Origin of the sequence: Aquimarina sp. TRL1, assembly GCF_013365535.1 — a bacterium.
GTDB lineage: Bacteria > Bacteroidota > Bacteroidia > Flavobacteriales > Flavobacteriaceae > Aquimarina > Aquimarina hainanensis.
In genome coordinates, this window is record NZ_CP053590.1 from 4,729,274 (window position 1) to 4,746,823 (window position 17,550).

General features: G+C 33.0%; 18 protein-coding genes and 3 tRNA genes. 12 read left to right on the plus strand and 9 right to left on the minus strand.

Features of this window, described 5'->3' with window-relative positions; translation table 11 throughout:
• Window positions 1-21: 21 nt before the first annotated feature.
• The 3 genes from tsaD to HN014_RS19500 are packed head-to-tail and all read left to right on the plus strand — an operon-like array spanning window position 22 to window position 2,103.
• Window positions 22-1,044 (plus strand): tRNA (adenosine(37)-N6)-threonylcarbamoyltransferase complex transferase subunit TsaD, encoded by a 1,023-nt coding sequence (gene tsaD / locus HN014_RS19490; protein WP_176030509.1) that lies wholly within the window; start codon window positions 22-24, stop codon window positions 1,042-1,044.
• 4 nt (window positions 1,045-1,048) lie between these two features.
• Complete coding sequence (locus HN014_RS19495; RefSeq protein WP_176030510.1) at window positions 1,049-1,375, plus strand: TfoX/Sxy family protein; 327 nt, start codon at window positions 1,049-1,051, stop codon at window positions 1,373-1,375.
• A gap of 20 nt (window positions 1,376-1,395) precedes the next feature.
• The gene (locus tag HN014_RS19500) at window positions 1,396-2,103 is read left to right on the plus strand and encodes a 16S rRNA (uracil(1498)-N(3))-methyltransferase (protein ID WP_176030511.1); all 708 of its coding nucleotides are present in this window, start codon (window positions 1,396-1,398) and stop codon (window positions 2,101-2,103) included.
• On the opposite strand, the gene HN014_RS19505 is transcribed toward HN014_RS19500, so the two are convergent.
• Window positions 2,095-2,826 carry a thioredoxin family protein gene (locus HN014_RS19505; protein WP_176030512.1) on the minus strand — a complete coding sequence of 244 codons (732 nt, stop codon included), beginning with the start codon at window positions 2,824-2,826 and terminating at the stop codon, window positions 2,095-2,097. The genes HN014_RS19500 and HN014_RS19505 overlap by 9 nt on opposite strands.
• A gap of 67 nt (window positions 2,827-2,893) precedes the next feature.
• Between HN014_RS19505 and HN014_RS19510 the strand changes: the two genes are divergently transcribed.
• The 5 genes from HN014_RS19510 to HN014_RS19530 all read left to right on the plus strand — a co-directional run bounded on the left by HN014_RS19510 (window position 2,894) and on the right by HN014_RS19530 (window position 7,285).
• On the plus strand, window positions 2,894-3,538 hold the full coding sequence (locus HN014_RS19510) for a DUF4159 domain-containing protein (protein WP_176030513.1): 645 nt from the start codon (window positions 2,894-2,896) through the stop codon (window positions 3,536-3,538).
• Between the two features lie 41 nt (window positions 3,539-3,579).
• Window positions 3,580-4,104, plus strand: coding sequence for a TrmH family RNA methyltransferase (locus HN014_RS19515; RefSeq protein WP_176030514.1), 525 nt, complete (start codon window positions 3,580-3,582; stop codon window positions 4,102-4,104).
• Window positions 4,105-4,193: 89 nt separating this feature from the next.
• A complete protein-coding gene (locus HN014_RS19520) occupies window positions 4,194-4,586 on the plus strand; it encodes a rhodanese-like domain-containing protein (protein ID WP_217704349.1) in 393 nt (130 codons plus the stop codon).
• A 384-nt stretch (window positions 4,587-4,970) separates the two neighbouring features.
• The gene (locus HN014_RS19525) at window positions 4,971-6,059 is read left to right on the plus strand and encodes an AI-2E family transporter (protein WP_176030515.1); all 1,089 of its coding nucleotides are present in this window, start codon (window positions 4,971-4,973) and stop codon (window positions 6,057-6,059) included.
• Window positions 6,060-6,100: 41 nt separating this feature from the next.
• The gene (locus tag HN014_RS19530; protein WP_176030516.1) at window positions 6,101-7,285 is read left to right on the plus strand and encodes a class I SAM-dependent methyltransferase; all 1,185 of its coding nucleotides are present in this window, start codon (window positions 6,101-6,103) and stop codon (window positions 7,283-7,285) included.
• A gap of 12 nt (window positions 7,286-7,297) precedes the next feature.
• On the opposite strand, the gene HN014_RS19535 is transcribed toward HN014_RS19530, so the two are convergent.
• Entirely contained in the window at window positions 7,298-7,969 is a 672-nt protein-coding gene (locus tag HN014_RS19535; RefSeq protein ID WP_176030517.1) for a response regulator transcription factor, read from the minus strand.
• Between the two features lie 30 nt (window positions 7,970-7,999).
• The gene (locus HN014_RS19540) at window positions 8,000-8,800 is read right to left on the minus strand and encodes a sensor histidine kinase (RefSeq protein WP_176030518.1); all 801 of its coding nucleotides are present in this window, start codon (window positions 8,798-8,800) and stop codon (window positions 8,000-8,002) included.
• A gap of 24 nt (window positions 8,801-8,824) precedes the next feature.
• Here HN014_RS19540 and HN014_RS22760 point away from each other — a divergent pair, with 24 nt between their 5' ends.
• Complete coding sequence (locus HN014_RS22760) at window positions 8,825-8,956, plus strand: hypothetical protein (RefSeq protein ID WP_303246385.1); 132 nt, start codon at window positions 8,825-8,827, stop codon at window positions 8,954-8,956.
• 710 nt (window positions 8,957-9,666) lie between these two features.
• Here HN014_RS22760 and HN014_RS19545 read toward each other — a convergent pair.
• The 3 genes from HN014_RS19545 to HN014_RS19555 all read right to left on the minus strand — a co-directional run bounded on the left by HN014_RS19545 (window position 9,667) and on the right by HN014_RS19555 (window position 13,623).
• Window positions 9,667-10,428: a hypothetical protein gene (locus HN014_RS19545; protein WP_176030519.1), complete on the minus strand. Its 762-nt coding sequence runs from the start codon at window positions 10,426-10,428 to the stop codon at window positions 9,667-9,669.
• A 566-nt stretch (window positions 10,429-10,994) separates the two neighbouring features.
• Window positions 10,995-11,711, minus strand: a complete 717-nt coding sequence (locus HN014_RS19550) for a hypothetical protein (protein ID WP_176030520.1) — start codon at window positions 11,709-11,711, stop codon at window positions 10,995-10,997.
• A gap of 286 nt (window positions 11,712-11,997) precedes the next feature.
• Window positions 11,998-13,623, minus strand: a complete 1,626-nt coding sequence (locus HN014_RS19555) for a hypothetical protein (RefSeq protein WP_176030521.1) — start codon at window positions 13,621-13,623, stop codon at window positions 11,998-12,000.
• A 251-nt stretch (window positions 13,624-13,874) separates the two neighbouring features.
• Between HN014_RS19555 and HN014_RS19560 the strand changes: the two genes are divergently transcribed.
• The 3 genes from HN014_RS19560 to HN014_RS19570 all read left to right on the plus strand — a co-directional run bounded on the left by HN014_RS19560 (window position 13,875) and on the right by HN014_RS19570 (window position 14,153).
• Window positions 13,875-13,958 (plus strand) — tRNA-Ser (locus tag HN014_RS19560).
• A 23-nt stretch (window positions 13,959-13,981) separates the two neighbouring features.
• Window positions 13,982-14,056 (plus strand) — tRNA-Pro (locus tag HN014_RS19565).
• 23 nt (window positions 14,057-14,079) lie between these two features.
• Window positions 14,080-14,153: transfer RNA gene (locus tag HN014_RS19570), tRNA-Arg, on the plus strand.
• 179 nt (window positions 14,154-14,332) lie between these two features.
• On the opposite strand, the gene HN014_RS19575 is transcribed toward HN014_RS19570, so the two are convergent.
• The 3 genes from HN014_RS19575 to HN014_RS19585 form a co-directional block, all read right to left on the minus strand.
• Window positions 14,333-14,773: a DUF4952 domain-containing protein gene (locus HN014_RS19575; protein ID WP_176030522.1), complete on the minus strand. Its 441-nt coding sequence runs from the start codon at window positions 14,771-14,773 to the stop codon at window positions 14,333-14,335.
• Between the two features lie 50 nt (window positions 14,774-14,823).
• Window positions 14,824-16,500: an amidohydrolase gene (locus HN014_RS19580; RefSeq protein ID WP_217704350.1), complete on the minus strand. Its 1,677-nt coding sequence runs from the start codon at window positions 16,498-16,500 to the stop codon at window positions 14,824-14,826.
• 181 nt (window positions 16,501-16,681) lie between these two features.
• Window positions 16,682-17,476 (minus strand): HNH endonuclease, encoded by a 795-nt coding sequence (locus HN014_RS19585; RefSeq protein WP_176030524.1) that lies wholly within the window; start codon window positions 17,474-17,476, stop codon window positions 16,682-16,684.
• Window positions 17,477-17,550: the final 74 nt, after the last annotated feature.

Sequence of the window (17,550 nt, forward strand, 5' to 3'; positions counted from 1 at the left end):
TTCTATGCCCTTTTCCTCATAATGGACAGACAAAATATTTACATTCTAGGAATAGAATCTTCTTGTGATGATACATCAGCTGCTGTACTTCATAATGACGAGATATTATCTAATGTTGTTGCATCTCAAAAAATACACGAACAATATGGTGGGGTTGTTCCAGAACTGGCCTCAAGAGCACATCAGCAAAATATCGTTCCCGTAATTGATCAGGCGATCAAGCAAGCAAATATTAACAAAGAGCAAATCGATGCAATTGCATTTACCAGAGGTCCCGGGTTAATGGGGTCTTTACTTGTCGGAACTTCTTTTGCTAAATCTTTGGCATTAGCTTTAGATGTCCCATTAATTGATGTTAATCATATGCAGGCACATATTTTAGCTCATTTCATAAAAGAAGAGGGATATGACATTCCTGAATTCCCATTTATCGCCATGACCATTAGTGGAGGGCATACACAAATCGTACAAGTGAACAGCCATTTTGATATGGAGGTTATCGGGGAAACTATTGACGATGCCGTAGGAGAAGCTTTTGACAAGAGTGCTAAAATTCTCGGACTTCCTTATCCGGGAGGACCTTTGATTGATAAACACGCACAGCAAGGAAACCCTAAGGCATTTTCTTTTACCAAACCCAGAGTAGATGGTCTCAACTTCAGTTTTAGCGGGCTAAAAACAGCCATCCTCTATTTCATTCAAAAGGAAACAAAAAATGACCCTGATTTTATTGAGAAAAACCTGGAAGACATTTGTGCTTCTATCCAATATACTATTATTAATATCCTAATTGATAAATTAAAAAAAGCTTCTAAAGAAACTGGAATTAAAAGAATAGCAATTGGTGGAGGTGTTTCTGCTAACTCCGGAATACGAGCTGCGCTAAAAAGCGGAGAACATAAATTCGGGTGGAAAACATATATCCCTAAATTTGAATACACTACAGACAATGCGGCTATGATCGCAATTGTGGGGTACCTGAAATACCTGAAGAAGGATTTTACTGATATGAGTGCTATTGCACAAGCCCGTATAAAAATATAACTCTATGAGCTACAACGAACATTTAGCAACTCGCATTCGAACTGCCTTATCTATATTCCCTGAAGAATTCAGTGAGAAGAAAATGTTTGGAGGACTCGCTTTTTTATACAAAGGAAAAATGACTCTGGGAATTATTAAAGAAGAGCTCGCTGTGAGGGTTTTAGCTGATAAAATGGAAAAACAACTATCTCTTCCATTCGTAAGACCAATGGACTTTACTAAACGACCTATGAAAGAATTTGTTTATGTCGCTAAAGAAGGGTTCATTACAGAAATGCAACTTCAGGAATGGATTGAATTGGGATTAGAACATGCCAAAAGCAAACTGTAACACTTTTTTATTATTATTTTATGCAATTATTTTTTAGTGCAGATATTTTAGCTTCTTCGACATACACTTTTTCTAGAGAAGAAAGCAAACATATTACCAAAGTCTTGCGAAAAAAAGAAGGAGATATATTACAAATCACTAATGGAAAAGGATCTTTATTTACCGGAGAAATCACTTTCTGTACTCCCAATAAATGTGTTGTTCAGATTTCTGAAGAAACAAAATATCCTTCAAAACCCTATCGATTACACCTGGCTGTAGCCCCTACAAAAATGAACGATCGCTATGAATGGTTTTTAGAAAAAGCTACTGAAATTGGTATTGATGAAATCACCCCTATTATTTGTGATCACAGTGAAAGAAAAGTGATCAAGGCTGAACGATTTGAACGCATTATTCAGAGTGCTATGAAACAATCCCTACAGATGCATCTTCCTACATTAAATCCTGCAATTTCACTTACTGATTTTATAACCCGTTCTAAAGATGAAGATCAATTATTTATTGCTCATTGCGAGGAAACGAATAAACAATCTTTAAAAGATACCTTAAAATCCGGTAAAAACACTTTAATACTTATTGGTCCGGAAGGAGATTTCTCTCCCAGAGAGATTGACCTTGCGCTTACAAATAACTTTACTCCTATTACACTCGGTGAAACACGATTGCGAACTGAAACTGCTGCCATTGTGGCTACTCATACAGTTTCATTCCTGAACCTATTGTAATTGTTCTCTGGTAGCAGCAGTAATCTTCAGCTTCGGATTCTGAGTAAACCCGACAATAGCCAGTTTATCTTTTGTTGTCACCCAATCTGGAATCACTATTATACATTCTCCTTCTAACTCTGAAGTTGTTTTTTTATAAGCTACAATATTGCTGTTTTCCAATGTTCTATTTCTGTTTTCTCCGCGAACTACAGTTGTTGTTCTATTTTCTACCACTAATACGATAGCTATTTTATCTTTATCAGTAGTATTAACTGTAGAATAAGTAACTTTAATTTCCTCATCTGATAACTTTGTAACTTTTAAGTCTATCCCAGTATCCGGTTTTCTGGATAAAAATTGTGCTATAGACTGTTCTGCCTTTTTACTATCAGACCCGACAAAATGCATTGTTCCATTGACAACCAATTGCGGAGTATACACGGATCGACTATTCCATTCATATGCATATTCCCGTTGATAATCAGTATACACTTCTTTACTAAAAGGGTCTTTCCACCCCAATCGATTCCAATAATCTACATGATATGATAATGCGTATACATTTTCATTTTTGTAGACTTTGGTTATTTGTTTAAGCAGGTCATCTGCAGGGGGACAGCTACTACACCCCTGAGAAGTGAATAACTCTAACAAAACAAATGGTTTTTCTTCCTGTGCAACACTTTGATAACCCATCAAAACAATACTTCCTATACAAATCAACAACTTCTTTATATACATATTCCGTTTTTTTCGCAGTATTTATTTAATTTTACTACTTTTATTTCTATAAATTTAGACGTCAACAATGACTAAACTTACAGCTCTTTTTATTGTTTTTTTATGTTCGTTTCTTTCTTTTGGTCAGGATATTGCCATATTACAATACAAAGGAGGTGGAGACTGGTATAGCAATCCTACTGCTTTACCTAATCTAATTACTTTTTGTAACAGACAGATACAAACAACCATTGCCTCTAAGCCTAAAACTGTAAAACCGGAGAGTGTTGATATTTTTCAGTACCCCTATTTACATATGACAGGACATGGTAATGTTTTCTTTTCAGAAAATGATGCTGAAAACCTTAGAAAATATTTACTCAGTGGTGGTTTTTTACATATTGACGATAACTACGGGATGAATCCATACATCCGAAAAGAATTAGTCAAGGTATTCCCAGATAAGGAATTGGTAGAGATTCCTAATACACATCCTATATTCTCTACCGTTTATACCTTCCCGAAAGGACTCCCTAAAATTCATGAACACGATGGAAAACGACCGCAGGCATTCGGAATTATACATGAAAATCGATTAATTCTCTTATTTACTTACGAGAGTGATCTGGGAGATGGCTGGGAAAATCCGGAGATTCATAATGACCCAGAGGAAGTACGGTTAAAAGCCCTACAAATGGGCGCTAATATCATTAAATATGCTTTTGAAAACTAAGCATTCCTCTTTTTTTATTATTTAAACAAAAGTACCTCCCTATGAATTCTCAGCTACAACACCATCGTGCAGAAACTACCTTCATCAAAAAAAGATTTCCAATTGTTCTTGTTTGTGATGCCGTAAATTCTCCAGCTAATATTGGAAGTTTATTCAGAATTGCAGATAGTTTTGGTATCGAAAAAATATATTTCTGTGGAGAAGATATTACTATTATCAGTAAACGGATGCAACGAACAGCCAGATCCACCCATGAATATATAGCATATGAACAAGCAGATACTATCACAGAAGTTATTGATACCTTATTAGAACAGGCATATACGATTTTATCCTTAGAAATTACAGAAAACAGCATCCCTGTTCAAACCTGCTCTATCCAAAAAAATCAAAAAATTGCGTTAGTGATCGGAGAGGAAAACATGGGAGTATCTCCAAGCGTACTCAATATCTCTGATAGCAGTATTCATATCAACATGTATGGTAATAACAGTAGTATGAATGTAGCAACTGCCACAGCAATTGCCCTTCATGAAATTACTAAAAAACTGATGCCTGAAAAATAATCAGCTTAGGTGTATTTTAATTCATCGTTCTTTCTAGACAGACCGATCTACTGATTGTAGTTTTACTACACATTCAATATATAATTATCATGAAAGAACAAATTAAATACTATCAGGACAAACTTGCATATGAAATAGATGCTGCTGATTTATTTCTCGCTATTGAGAATAAAGATAATATAATCATCATTGATACTCGAAAGGCTTCTGGTTACACTCAGGAACACCTCCCTAATTCTATTAATATTCCTCATGCAGAAATGAATGAAATAACAACGCGCCATCTGGATAAAAAAACAACTTACATTTGCTATTGTGATGGAATTGGGTGTAATGCCTCTACAAAAGGGGCTTTAAAAATGGCACAATTAGGTTTTGCTGTAAAAGAACTTCTGGGAGGTATAGAATGGTGGAAATTTGACGGATATGCTACAGAAGGCACCCGAAAACAGGAAGGAACAACAATCCATTGCACATGCTAAAACTATTATATTGAGCATTTAGTAAGAACTTTTCCTAATTTGATCAGCATACTAAGTTAGAAAAAAGGTTCTGGCGTCGGTTCTTTGGAACATATCAAAAAAATCCCAGAAAAAAACAGCTCATTATGAAGCTGCCATCCCCTGCAAACAATGGGTTTTCTTCATTTTTTTATAAAAAAATCTATATATAAATGAAACAAAAAGAAAGTTTTCACTTACACTTACGACTAATAAACCACTAAAACGGTTTATTAGAGTTCTGATTCCGAAATATCAAATCTACAGTACCATGATATTTCGGAATCTTTTTTCTTACCGACATCTCCTACATTTTTGTATTTTTATCCTTACTAATACTATTAAAAAGTAAATAACTCCTTACTTATGAATTCAAAAACGATTGCGTATGGTATCCTTAGAGCAGTAAGCATACTTATAGGGATTCTATTGCTTCTCTGGTTTCTTTATAAAATACAATCCATACTCGTATATATCGCTTTTGCTGCTGTAATTTCTCTAATGGGGCGACCTTTGGTATTATTTCTCAAAAGAAAATTAAAGTTTAATAATACACTTGCTGTAGTTTTTACCCTATTTATTACTATTGCCCTGTTTCTAAGTATATTTTTACTATTTGTTCCTATCATTACAGAACAAGGACAATTGATAGGTGAAATAAATATTAATAAAATCGGAGATGATCTCGACAGACTAAATGAGGAAGTGAGTAATTATTTCAACATAAATAAACTTAATTTATTAGAAGTACTGAAGCAGACTGATTTGATGAAATATTTGGATTTAAAAATCATCCCTAATCTTATCAATTCTTTCTTAAGTGGGTTTGGAGCTGTTTTAATAGGTCTTTTCTCCATACTATTCATTTCTTTTTTTCTATTAAAAGACAGCCAATTGCTAGAAAATAGTTTATTGGTTTTTGCTAAAAAAGAAGACGAAACAAAATTTATGCGAGCCTTTACCAAGATTAAAGATTTATTATCTCGTTATTTTGTCGGACTGTTATTACAAGTATTGATATTATTCACCCTATATACAATTCTGTTTTTGATATTTGGAGTACACAATCCTATTGCTGTAGCACTTATAGCTGCCATTTTTAATTTAATACCATATATAGGTCCTTTATTTGGCGGTATATTGGTGTTAATCCTTGCTACAACAAGTAATCTGGGTATGGATTTTTCTACAGTGATTCTTCCTAAACTAACATACATTCTTATCGGGTATCTTATCATTCAACTGATCGATAATTTTGCCAATCAACCTCTTATATTCGGAAACAGTGTTAAATCACATCCTTTGGAAATTTTTATTGCTATACTCATATTCGGATCCTTATTCGGGATCAGCGGTTTAATTGTCGCTGTTCCTTTTTATACTGCTATTAAGGTTATTTCTAAAGAATTCTTATCCGAATACAAAATCGTTAAGCAACTAACAAAAGGACTATAATCCTAATCAGTAATTTCCTCTAATCAAAAAATAAAACGCCAGTGAATGCTGCTATTCTACAACGAGAAGTGCAAGATTTTATACATGAAAAATCTTCTAAGCCGATTGATATTAGTAAACTTATTCTTTCCGGTAGTCCCTTCTCAGACATTTCTAGTCAAGAGTTAGCACAACAGATAAAAGGGCGTTTAAAGGCGAAGGATAAGCTTTCGCTTTGGTATCATACAAAGGGGATTTATTATCCCCCTTCCATTAATATGGAACAAACTTCTTCAGAACTGACAGGGCTGTATAAGAGCAAATTAGTTTCCGGGGAGCGATTAATTGATCTTACAGGGGGGTTGGGTATTGATGATTATTATTTTTCTAAAGTCATTAATAAAGTAACCCATTGTGAACTCAATGAATCACTAAGTGTTATCGCTACTCATAATTTTAGTGCTTTAGGTGCTTCAAATATTGTTACTCATACAGGAGATGCTATTTCCTATTTGCAAAATCAGGAATATCAATATGACTGGATTTATATTGATCCCTCGAGAAGAAATGATATCAAAGGAAAGGTTTTTTTTCTGGAAGATTGTTTACCAGATGTTCCTAAACATATTGATTTGTTATTTTCGCGAAGTACCAACGTTTTAATAAAAACATCTCCTCTGCTGGATATTCAAACCGGAATTAAGTCACTACAATTCGTAAAAGAAATTCACTGTGTTGCTGTTAAGAATGAAGTCAAGGAGTTAATATGGGTATTGTCCAAAGATTATATAGGAAAAGTACACATTACGAGTTGCAATATTACTAATGACCAACAGAAATTATTTTCTTTTTCCATAGAGGAAGAAGTCACTGCTTCTTGCTCCTTTAGTTCTCCTAAAAAATACTTATATGAGCCTAATGCTGCAATCCTAAAAAGCGGGGCATTTAAATGTGTTGCAACTCGTTATGGACTGGATAAACTTCATCCGCATTCTCACTTGTATACATCTGACATGCTCATTGATTTTCCAGGAAGGCGTTTTGAAATTATATCACATGCTCCCTATCATAAGAAAAATTTAAAAGCTAATGCCATTACCAAAGCAAATATTACTGTGCGGAATTTTAATGAAACAGTCGCTAACCTTCGTAAAAAATTAAAAATAAAAGACGGAGGAACAGATTATTTATTTTTTACCACAGATGCTACCGGAGCAAAAATTAGTATTCATTGCAAAAAAGCGTAATTAGCTAGCTGTTTACAACTCCAGATTACTCATAAAAATCTGATGTTCTATTGCGTGAATAACCAAACCTGCTATATTTTTAGATCCTGTCTTTATCATAAGATTATTGCGATGTCCATCTACTGTTCTCGGGCTAATAAAAAGCTGCTCTCCTATTTCTATGGTTGTTTTCTGCTCACAAATTAGTTTTAATACCTCTCGTTCCCTTTTGGTCAGAAATTCTTCATCATACTTTTTGCTTTTATCTGCTTTTAGCGATGCTTCCTGTATAATGCTCATCACATTATCATCGTAATAAAAGCCTTTTAAAGCCACCTGATTAATTGTATCTATTACTTTTGTTGGTGATGCATTTTTGGCTAAATACGCAACGGCTCCCTGACGGATCATATTACTGATAAATGGTTTTGAATAGTAACTCGTCAAGGCGATAATTTTAATATCCGGGAATTTTTTTCGTACTTCTTTAGTCGTTTCTACCCCATTTAAATAAGGCATTTTTAAATCCATCAGGATTATTTCCGGCAATTCTCTCATATCATTAAGTTGCTGGATAAGATCATTTCCATTTTCTGCCTGTAAACAAATATCTATATTGGTTTCTTTATCTAAAATAAAAGCGATTCCTTGTCTAAACAACGTCTCATCATCTGCAATGGCTAATCGTATATTTTCCTTTTTCATCGTGTATCAATATAAGTTGGTTATTCTGATCTATATTTTTTTGATTGTAATATTAAAAGTGACTCCTTCTCCTTTTTCACTAAAGTATTCGATAGCGCCTTTTAATATTTCAATGCGGCTTTCTATATTTTTAAGCCCTATTCCTTTTCTCTTTTTTATTTCTTTTAGGTCAAAACCTTTTCCGTTATCCGTAAACTTGATTTTGATTCCCTCTTTGCCATCTTCCATTATCAATGAGACTTCTGTAGCTTCTCCATGACGAACGGCATTATTCAAAAACTCCTGAACAATCCGAAATATATGGAGTTCTTCCTTCTTTTCCAACGAGTTATTATACGTGATTTTATAATCTACTTTTAGTTGCTTACTCTGTATAAATTCATCACATAACTCTTCTAAAGCTGCTTGTAATCCAAAGTTCTCTAATATTGGAGGTAATAAGTTATGAGCTAGTCTTCTGGAGCTCTCAAGGGTATTGGTCGTCACAGTAAGAATATGTTCCATCATATCTTTTTGTTCTTGTTCGTTCAAGCTCCCATCAATTAACATATTCGTACTTAGACTAACTACATTGAGTTTTGCACTAATTGCATCATGCAAATCTTGTGCAATTCGCTTTCGTTCTTCTTCCTGGGTTTCTAAGGTAGCATGAAGTACATCTTTCTGATAGGATATTAGCAGATTAGCTTTATCCAATTCTACAGCTACAATTTTCTTTCTTGAAAAGAAAAAGAAAATAATCAATGCTACAGCCATTAATAATAGTACTGTAATAGCCACCAAAATGATGACAATAATCTGTGAATCTTCTGCTAACAGTTTTTTCTCCATTCTATAAAAATAAAAATTTGAAATATGATATATAAGACTCCATTAACCACCCAAACTACCTTATTGACCATCGGGTCTAATTCTGTCATTAAATTTCCTGAAGCAAATATCAAGGCACTACAAAGTATGTATATCAGGGTGCCTATATTAATATAAATAAATTCAGTAGAACTATCCAGGCTTCTAAACAAAAATAAGATTGCATAGGTAGTCAATACCAACGCAGTAATTAGAACCTCAGTAAGGTTAAAAACCTTAAATAGTTCAGGACTCAGTATATATTGTATAAATAATATTATCAAAACAAGTAGTGTGGTCCAAAAAACCCATTGTTTTAATCTTTTTCGTATAAATAGCATTTTATAACATAAACTCAGTAATACAAATTGTCCTACTAAATAAAAGTGTGATAAAAACAGGTTGTTTTTTCCATTTAAAAATAAAATTTCGGTACTCAGTTGAATTATAAATGTGAGAAGTAAGTACGCATAAAAAATTTTATAAACCGTTTTTAACTTTGATATTTTTAAGGAAAACAGGCAGATATTACTAATCAATAACAAATACCCAAAATAGACAACTAAATTCTCAAACATCAATTTCTATTTTTAGAGAATCACTGCTAGTAAGTATTAATACATTATCAATCTCTAAAGGGAATTCTAAAGAATTTCTCAATCTTTTAAACATATGCAATTTTTAGGGGTTATGTTACTACTAATGTATAATAATTATTTATGATTGTATTTATGTATTGACAAAAAAGTACTTCATTACATAAAAAAAAGGCTCCTATTCAAACAAGAGATAAAAGCCTTTTTGATCAATTTAATACAATACAATATCTATTGATACAAAGGAGCCCACTACCCTCCTATTCTATCATCTCCTCCGATGTCACACATGGTTGGACACGGACGGGAAAAATCATAGATATATGCATTTTCTCTTTCTCCATTACTCCCTTTTGAAAATAGATTTATTTTATGATTCTCAATGGGAGTAAATACAGTAGTTAATTTATTCTCGTAGTTAATTCCCCACGACAGATAAATTGTGGATACTGGTTGATTTGCCATATGTCGTACGACTACAGGAGACAAACTATAATGCCGTATTCTTTCTCCATTTAATATGGTTACATCATCAATATCTGTTGTAGATTTTCTTCCCCAGGAATTCAGGTAATCAATCGCTTCATTAGGTTGTAAGATATGACTTGCTACAATTTTATTTGCTTCACTATTTTTATTAAAGCGTTTGGACTGTATACTTACTAATTTTGATTTTATATCATCGGTTCCTTTTGGAGCTACCAAAAACTGACCTATAATTTCTTCTTTACTGTTTAAACTAACTATTTTGACCCACAACTTATTTTCTATTACTCCCGGAATAAACCGAACTTGTACTACCTGGTCTGAAGCTACAATTTCTTGTAGTTTTTTAGTAGGTATATAGTATCCTTTTTGCGGATCAAATACTGTTGAAATATCATTATAATTCCATCCAAAATCGGTGGTTTGTTCTTTGTTGTTTTCTGAATCAATTACTACTGTTTCATCATTACTACATGAAATAAAAAGTGTACTGAATAAAATAATTATTGTTTTTATAACCTTATCCATAATCTGCTAATTTTTAATTTGATGTTATGGACCCTAAATCAACCTTAGATGCATTAATAAGCCCTTTAACAACAAATTGGTTAATACTACTTAAGATGTTAGCACTAGAAAGAAGCCCCTTTCCCTTTTTTACTAAAAAAGGCAGCTAACTATGTACCCATGTTTATGGGCCACATCGGTATGTAAACATGTTTAAAAAAAGAGATCCCGGATGTTTTTTTACATTACAGCGTAGTAAAAGAAAATGCCCCCCATGTTCTTTTAATGCGATCTAATAATGCTTAGTAAGCATTCGTGATATCTCATCTTCGGCCGAAGATTTCGAGTCAAAAAAGAAATGAAAAATCTATACGTCTTGAAATTTTACAGTTTGTCTATTCTATTTTGATATTACAAAGGTAAGTAGCTAAACCAACAAAAATATTTCATTATATTTCATAACAAAGCTTTCCTGTTAGAGTCAAAGGGGATTTGTATAAACTAAAAAAGATCACACCTAGTAGTGTGATCTTTTTAAAATTTTATGAATAGCTTACTCTCTATTGAGTATGATAAACTATTATTTTCTATATTTTTTTACTTGCGTATCTTGAGGAGGTAGGGGTATTGATGATGTATACATCTTCTCGATTCATTATTTTATCTTTTCCGATAGGAATAAGAACCCCTACTAATGTATTAGTATTATTTATTCCCCATGATATATTGATATGATCAATTTCTAAATTAGAAAGGTGCAGAACGAGTTCTTCGGATAAGGTAAAGTACGCTACTCTTTCTCCATTTACTTTTGTTATTTCATTGATTTCTTCTTTCTTCTTTCTATACCAGGCATCTTTGTACTTTCTGGCTTCTTCTATTGTTATCCTATATGGTGTATCGGTCATATTTTCTACAATTGTATCTCTTTCTTTTTGTTGTAAAAGATTCAGGTATGCTATAGGAGAAACCTCAATAGTATTCTTAGCCCATTCTTCTTCTGTAATAGCTCCTTTTTTATCAATTGCGTGAAATTTTAGATAAATATCTTCATCCAGGATACCCGGAACAATTCTAAATTCTTTTTTCCCATTGGCGTGAATCAGTGTCAAAAGTTGTTCTGGTGTTAGTTGATATGTTATTTCTTCCTCTAAAAAATAATTTGTCAAATCGGCATTTTGCCAATTATTAGAAAAAATATTGTCTATTTCAGATTCTACAGCTACGGAATTACTTGGTTTGCATGAAATAAAAAGATAGGTACATAATAGTACACTTGTTAATCGTGTAGTTTTAATATTCATTGATATGTCAGTTAGATAAAAGTCTTGATAAATTTAACATTTTATACCTATAAAAACACATCTTTAATATTAAAATTTAAACAATAAATAACTTAACATCAAAACATTACTGTTATTCCGTAAAAAACAAGAAGATTTTAAAATTTAGCTATATTTAACACTTTTGAGAAATACATAAAAAAGCATTTTATAAGGTCTTATAAAATGCTTTTTTATGTTTGTATAAGTATACCTCCCAGATACAAATACACGAGGTATTTAAACCTCGGATGACTGGAGAACGAAATTATTCTTTTGTATCAGAGATTTTTAATAATAAATTATTCTTTTTTCCATCAAAAGCTTCAAAAATGATATCTCGATTTCTTAAACGTACCGCCTGACTAACTCTCAGGAAATCAAGGCGTGAATTTCTAATATCGCTTCCGGTAAGAATCGGTTCTTTAACAACCTCTCCTGTCCCATCATTAATCACAAATGCTGTCAGGTATAAAAACTCTTTTTTTCGATCGTAATATTTTGCCGGAAACTCTTCAAACCCTCTTTTTAGATTTGTAAAATCATCTATATAAAACAGGTAATGTTTTCCGTACTCTTTGAATGTAAAATAGGACATACTTGATTTTCCTCTTGTTCCCATTTGATATTTAGGCAGAATATGCATCCATTCTATTTTACCAGAAGTCATCAATTTAGAAGCCACTATATTCCTGTAATAATACTTATATATTGTTCTTGATCCTGAAGAACTCGATGTCGTCTGTGAAGTAACATATCGTTGTTCTGCAAGAATAACAACACTTCCATCGGCATTAAAGGACAATGAATTGACATGTAGATCTTCAAAATCATCTTTATCTGTTTTCTTTTGGGTACCTTCATTAATTCTTGTTTCTCTGGCAGCTGCAAATTGCTCCTTCAACTCTCCAGGAATATCACTGGAAATAGTTTCTACCACTTTCCCCAGGCTATCTATTTTTGTAGAAAAAAGTCCCGTAGCTATTGCCTTATTATCTTTGGTTGTATAAAAACCGGTAACTCGTATTAATCCGGCTGCATCAATCCCTAATACTGCATCGGCAATTGCTCTATTAGGAACTCCTATTGATGCTTTTACAACTTCTTTATCATCTGCTGTTATTTTAAAGAACTCTGTTCTATATGTTTCTTTCAGCTTATCTTTATCAGATGACTCTTCTGCAAAAATCGAAGCAGTCATAAAAAACGTTCCTTCATTATTAATAAGAAAGTCTTCTGCTCTGATCTTCTTTGTTGGATAGGGCAATGTCACTTTTCTTGTCCAGAGTCGGGTCAGCTCAGAATCAAAAACACTAATCCCTATTTTATCTCCTTCATCAGATGGGGTTTTTACTCTAAATAGCACCAATAACTTTTCTCCATTCGGAGATTTTTTAAAAACAAACTTATTGATACGTCCTCCTGCATCAAAACCATAAGTACTTTTAAAACCAAAATCGTCGCTAATATTTTCTTTTTCGCTTACTAATTGCACTGGTTTTCCTGCTACAATTCCTGTAAGGGAGATTACCTGTGCAAAGGCTTTATTTTTTTTACTATAGAAAACAACCGCTTTTCCATCCAGATTCATCGCACCATTAAAATCCCCTTTATCTTCTATTACCTGCCGTTTTTTTACATCTTCTTTCATGTCTTTTAAAGAAAAACGCTGAATAGTGATGTCTTTTCTTCCTTTTTTAATTGACATAAACCGGCTTCCATTCCCTACGTAGTAGGTCGTATAGTTTTTTATGTGTTTGTATTTTTCTCCAATAGAAAAATCAAAATCTTCTGACAATACCGGTTTTTGTGCAAACAAAGTTCCTCCAAATAAAGTAGTACCGATAACTACCAGAACTTTTACAAATTTAAACTGCTTATTAGGGCTATTCATAATATTATAATTAGGTCAAGATTACACAAATATATAATACTTCTGGGAGTATTTAGGTTCTAATGAAATTTCAATTAAAAAAAAGGATAAAAAGCTTGCATTAAAAAAAACTGATTTTCAATCTTTTAAAAAAAAGATCACATTTTTTTAAAAATAATTCCTAAAAAATGTTGTTTCATACCCTAATATCCTATACATTTGCATCCGCATTTGAAACAGTAATGCAGCCGTTCTTAAGAAAATAATTGTTTGGAGAGGTGCCAGAGTGGTAATGGAGCAGATTGCTAATCTGTCAACGCGTAAGTGTTGCCAGGGTTCGAATCCCTGTCTCTCCGCAGTGTTTATTTAATCTAAAATTCGGGGTGTAGCGTAGCCCGGTTATCGCGCCGCGTTTGGGACGCGGAGGTCGCAGGTTCGAATCCTGCCACCCCGACAATAAGATTAAAAATATATTCTGGTCGCGTAGCTCAGCTGGATAGAGCATCTGCCTTCTAAGCAGACGGTCACAGGTTCGAATCCTGTCGCGATCACAAGGCAAAACCTACTGATTTTTTCAGTAGGTTTCTTTGTTTATAGGCTTTTTTATTCCTTTTACCCTTGCTTGATTTAATCACATCGATGTCAATACGTACGTCTTGTTTAGATACGATCCTTTACAAAGCGATCATAAAAGACAAACTATTTTACTCCCTGGAATATTTGGGGTGTTTTATATTTCTAATATGCTAACTTTTAAATTGAAATCAATTTTACTTCTGTCAAATTCTATTTCAATTCCACCTTTTTTACTTTTCTTTTCTGTATTGGCAAACATTGAAATCTCAAAAAAGTAATCTTGATTTATTGCTTTTAATTGTTTATTATCAACATACCCCCTTTTTCCGTTTTCAGGTTCCCAACCACAACAAATAAATTTCAGTTTGCCCATTCCAAATTTCTCAATTAGAATTCTTTCAATTTCTCCGGAATCTTTTCCTAGAACTTTATAATCAGCTTCTAAAATAATTTGCCCAGTTCCGGGCGTACATCCAGTGAACTCAACTTTATTGAGTTCTATTCCATATTGCTCCAGCAAATCTCCACATTCCAAATTTTGAGAAAAACAAAAATTCGATAGAAAAAACAATACCAGTAATTGCAGATATTTCATTTTTTGAGTTTTAATTATCTATAGACATCGTTAGGAAGTCATTATTAATATTATCGTTTATACACTAACTCTCCTTTCAAATATGTTTTTAATACCTGAGTTTGCTTAATCTGGTTAGGCTGAATATCAAATAAATTCTGACTTAAAACTATAAAATCTGCTTCTTTACCAACTTCCAGTGTTCCAACTTTATGCTCCTGTCTCATTATGTAAGCTGCATTTATGGTATATGCCTTAATAGCTTCGTTCAGCGATATATTTTGAGGTGCGCGGGTTACTGCATTTTGTATTCCGATAAAAGGATTTAATTTACTTACATCCCAATCACTACTTAATGTTAATCTTGCATTAGCTGCTACCAAACTCTTAATCGGAATATTAGCATTGTTCAGCGATGAGTCAATTAGAGAATCGGTTTCGTGCCAATTTTCTGGATGTGTAAAATCACCGGCAACTTGCGCATCTGCTGTTACATTTAATTGACTAAATCTTGAATAATCAGATGGCAAAACATATTCTACATGTGTCAACCTATGCCTCCCATTTCCATTACTACTTTGCTCTATTGCATTAAGAGCTTCATTAACACCCCGATTACCAATAGCATGAATATGAAAATCAAAACCTATAGGCTCTAATGCAGCAATATATTTAGAAATTCTATTTTGGGAGACATAATTTAAACCATTGTTCGTAGGTAAGTTAAACAAGTCGATAAGATAATCACCCTCCATTGCTGATGTGGTATTAATGACTATTCCATCCGAATACAGTTTGATTTGATTGATTTTCAGGAAACTGTTTGGATCGTTTGAATATAATGATCGAATCCTGCTAATTTGTGCTGCATCATCCTCTGTTGGATATAACCAAAGCCCAAGATTTGCTCTTACTGTTAGCTTGCCTTCACTTTCTGCCTGTTGCCAAGTTTTATGATGATTTCGTTTCCAATACGTTCTTGCATCACAAACGGAAGTAATTCCGTTTTTTCCTAATTCAGGTAAAGCATAATTTACCAATCCATCATAATCGTTTTGTTCATTATTAGGAATGGACGCTATCGCTAAATCGATAATTAAATTTCCTGCATTGTCAATTAACAATCCGTTGGGTACTCCATTATCATCTTTCATAATGATTCCGCCAACTGGATTAGCAGAGTTTTTATTAATTCCAGCAAGTTCTAAGGCTTTAGAATTTACCCAAACAGAATGCGACGTTTGTTCCATTATCGCAATTGGTTTGGTAGTTGATATATCATCCAAAATTTTAATCGGTTCTCGGGTTGCATCAAAAAGTGTATAAATGTCAAAACCCCATCCCAAAATCCATTCTGAGTCAGGATTCTGGTTTATTGCTTGTATGATATCAGTGGCATAGTTTTCAGGGGCTGTTTCTTGAGCATCTAAGACAAATAGAAAATTATCTGAAGCTGCTTCCAAGGGATGCAAGTGTACATCGTGGATTCCTGGCATTACCATTAAACCTTCCAAGTCTATGATTTCTGCATTTTCTGAGGCTTGATTTTCTACTTCTTTATTTGTTCCTATTGCGATAATTATTCCATCACGAACCAACATCGTATCTGCCCATTCTTGATTTGGGTTTACGGTGTAAATCTGCCCATTTGTGTACAATTGTTCGCTGTTTTGATTCGGTCCGGTTCTGTTATCGTCCTTTTTACAAGATGATAAACTAATAAGTATCGACAGAAGTATTAACTTCATATTATTCATATATTTTGGTGATCATTTTAATAGTTCGCTAACAACCTGATACAATGGTCTGTTACAGGTTAAATTAGCGATTATTTTTGGTTTAGAACTGACTTTAGCAATTCCAGAGGGAATCCGAATGTAATCGAATCCAACCTAATTATGTATTAAATACAATTGCTTTTTTATTTTATTAAATTTCCAGGGATATTAAATATCTAACTCCGTTGAGCTTAAACTCAATTTCTTTTTCTGTATGATTTATTACTTCACGATTCCCGAGATCAAATTCCTTATGATGATTCGGACAAAGTAATAGTATGTTTTTAGGGTGTTCATTACCTTGTTTATGTTTTGGAATAATATGAGCTGCCTCAACGTATTTTAAACCATCTTTTTTCAAAATATATTTTCCGCAAATTTGACACTCGAAATTCCTAAGTATTTTTATTAATGCAATTATTTTATTGTTTCTCTTATAACTTTTATGATTAATAGTAACTTTTTCTGAAGTATCATTTTCTGAATTTTCCAATTCGCTTGCTAGTTCATTTTTGGTTTTGTCTTTAAGTTGATTTACTATTTCCGATTGTTCAATTTCATCCTGTAATGAAGAAGTACCACCGGTCTTTAAATTATCTAAATATCCTTGATAAATTTTACGCAAAGTTATTTTAGCATCTCCTTTTTCTTTAATGTAATCGATATGCATTTTCAGAGCGGATAGTGAGTTTCTCAATCTATCCTCTCCATAATCTTCAAGGATGAATTTTAAAAAACTATTGAATAAATCGACACTTAAAGTCCTTGTAAACTGCTCCCCGTCTAGAAGTTTTGGGAAAATCTGTACAATTATCATTTGTGCAGAGCCTTTATTGATATTCAATTCTCCAACAAGCGTATTTATACCTTCAGATTTAGACAATTCTCCTTCATAAACTTTTTTAGCCGTATTAAATATTATTCTGTTCGGGGTTAATGCGGTCATTTAGTTTTAGAGAATTTGATTTTAGACTATTTATATCAGGAACTTGCTAAACGCAATGACTGTTATAGCAGCAT

What these genes read in the sequence shown, in the direction of transcription:
- HN014_RS19505 (WP_176030512.1), bottom strand. Translation starts at nt 2,826, where the DNA reads ATGTATATAAAGAAGTTGTTGATTTGTATAGGAAGTATTGTTTTGATG.
- HN014_RS19515 (WP_176030514.1), top strand. Translation starts at nt 3,580, where the DNA reads ATGAATTCTCAGCTACAACACCATCGTGCAGAAACTACCTTCATCAAA.
- HN014_RS19585 (WP_176030524.1), bottom strand. Translation starts at nt 17,476, where the DNA reads ATGACCGCATTAACCCCGAACAGAATAATATTTAATACGGCTAAAAAA.
- tsaD (WP_176030509.1), top strand. Translation starts at nt 22, where the DNA reads ATGGACAGACAAAATATTTACATTCTAGGAATAGAATCTTCTTGTGAT.
- HN014_RS19550 (WP_176030520.1), bottom strand. Translation starts at nt 11,711, where the DNA reads ATGAATATTAAAACTACACGATTAACAAGTGTACTATTATGTACCTAT.
- HN014_RS19545 (WP_176030519.1), bottom strand. Translation starts at nt 10,428, where the DNA reads ATGGATAAGGTTATAAAAACAATAATTATTTTATTCAGTACACTTTTT.
- HN014_RS19535 (WP_176030517.1), bottom strand. Translation starts at nt 7,969, where the DNA reads ATGAAAAAGGAAAATATACGATTAGCCATTGCAGATGATGAGACGTTG.
- HN014_RS19525 (WP_176030515.1), top strand. Translation starts at nt 4,971, where the DNA reads ATGAATTCAAAAACGATTGCGTATGGTATCCTTAGAGCAGTAAGCATA.
- HN014_RS19510 (WP_176030513.1), top strand. Translation starts at nt 2,894, where the DNA reads ATGACTAAACTTACAGCTCTTTTTATTGTTTTTTTATGTTCGTTTCTT.
- HN014_RS19540 (WP_176030518.1), bottom strand. Translation starts at nt 8,800, where the DNA reads ATGGAGAAAAAACTGTTAGCAGAAGATTCACAGATTATTGTCATCATT.
- HN014_RS19500 (WP_176030511.1), top strand. Translation starts at nt 1,396, where the DNA reads ATGCAATTATTTTTTAGTGCAGATATTTTAGCTTCTTCGACATACACT.
- HN014_RS22760 (WP_303246385.1), top strand. Translation starts at nt 8,825, where the DNA reads ATGATATATAAGACTCCATTAACCACCCAAACTACCTTATTGACCATC.
- HN014_RS19555 (WP_176030521.1), bottom strand. Translation starts at nt 13,623, where the DNA reads ATGAATAGCCCTAATAAGCAGTTTAAATTTGTAAAAGTTCTGGTAGTT.
- HN014_RS19520 (WP_217704349.1), top strand. Translation starts at nt 4,194, where the DNA reads ATGAAAGAACAAATTAAATACTATCAGGACAAACTTGCATATGAAATA.
- HN014_RS19495 (WP_176030510.1), top strand. Translation starts at nt 1,049, where the DNA reads ATGAGCTACAACGAACATTTAGCAACTCGCATTCGAACTGCCTTATCT.
- HN014_RS19575 (WP_176030522.1), bottom strand. Translation starts at nt 14,773, where the DNA reads ATGAAATATCTGCAATTACTGGTATTGTTTTTTCTATCGAATTTTTGT.
- HN014_RS19580 (WP_217704350.1), bottom strand. Translation starts at nt 16,500, where the DNA reads ATGAAGTTAATACTTCTGTCGATACTTATTAGTTTATCATCTTGTAAA.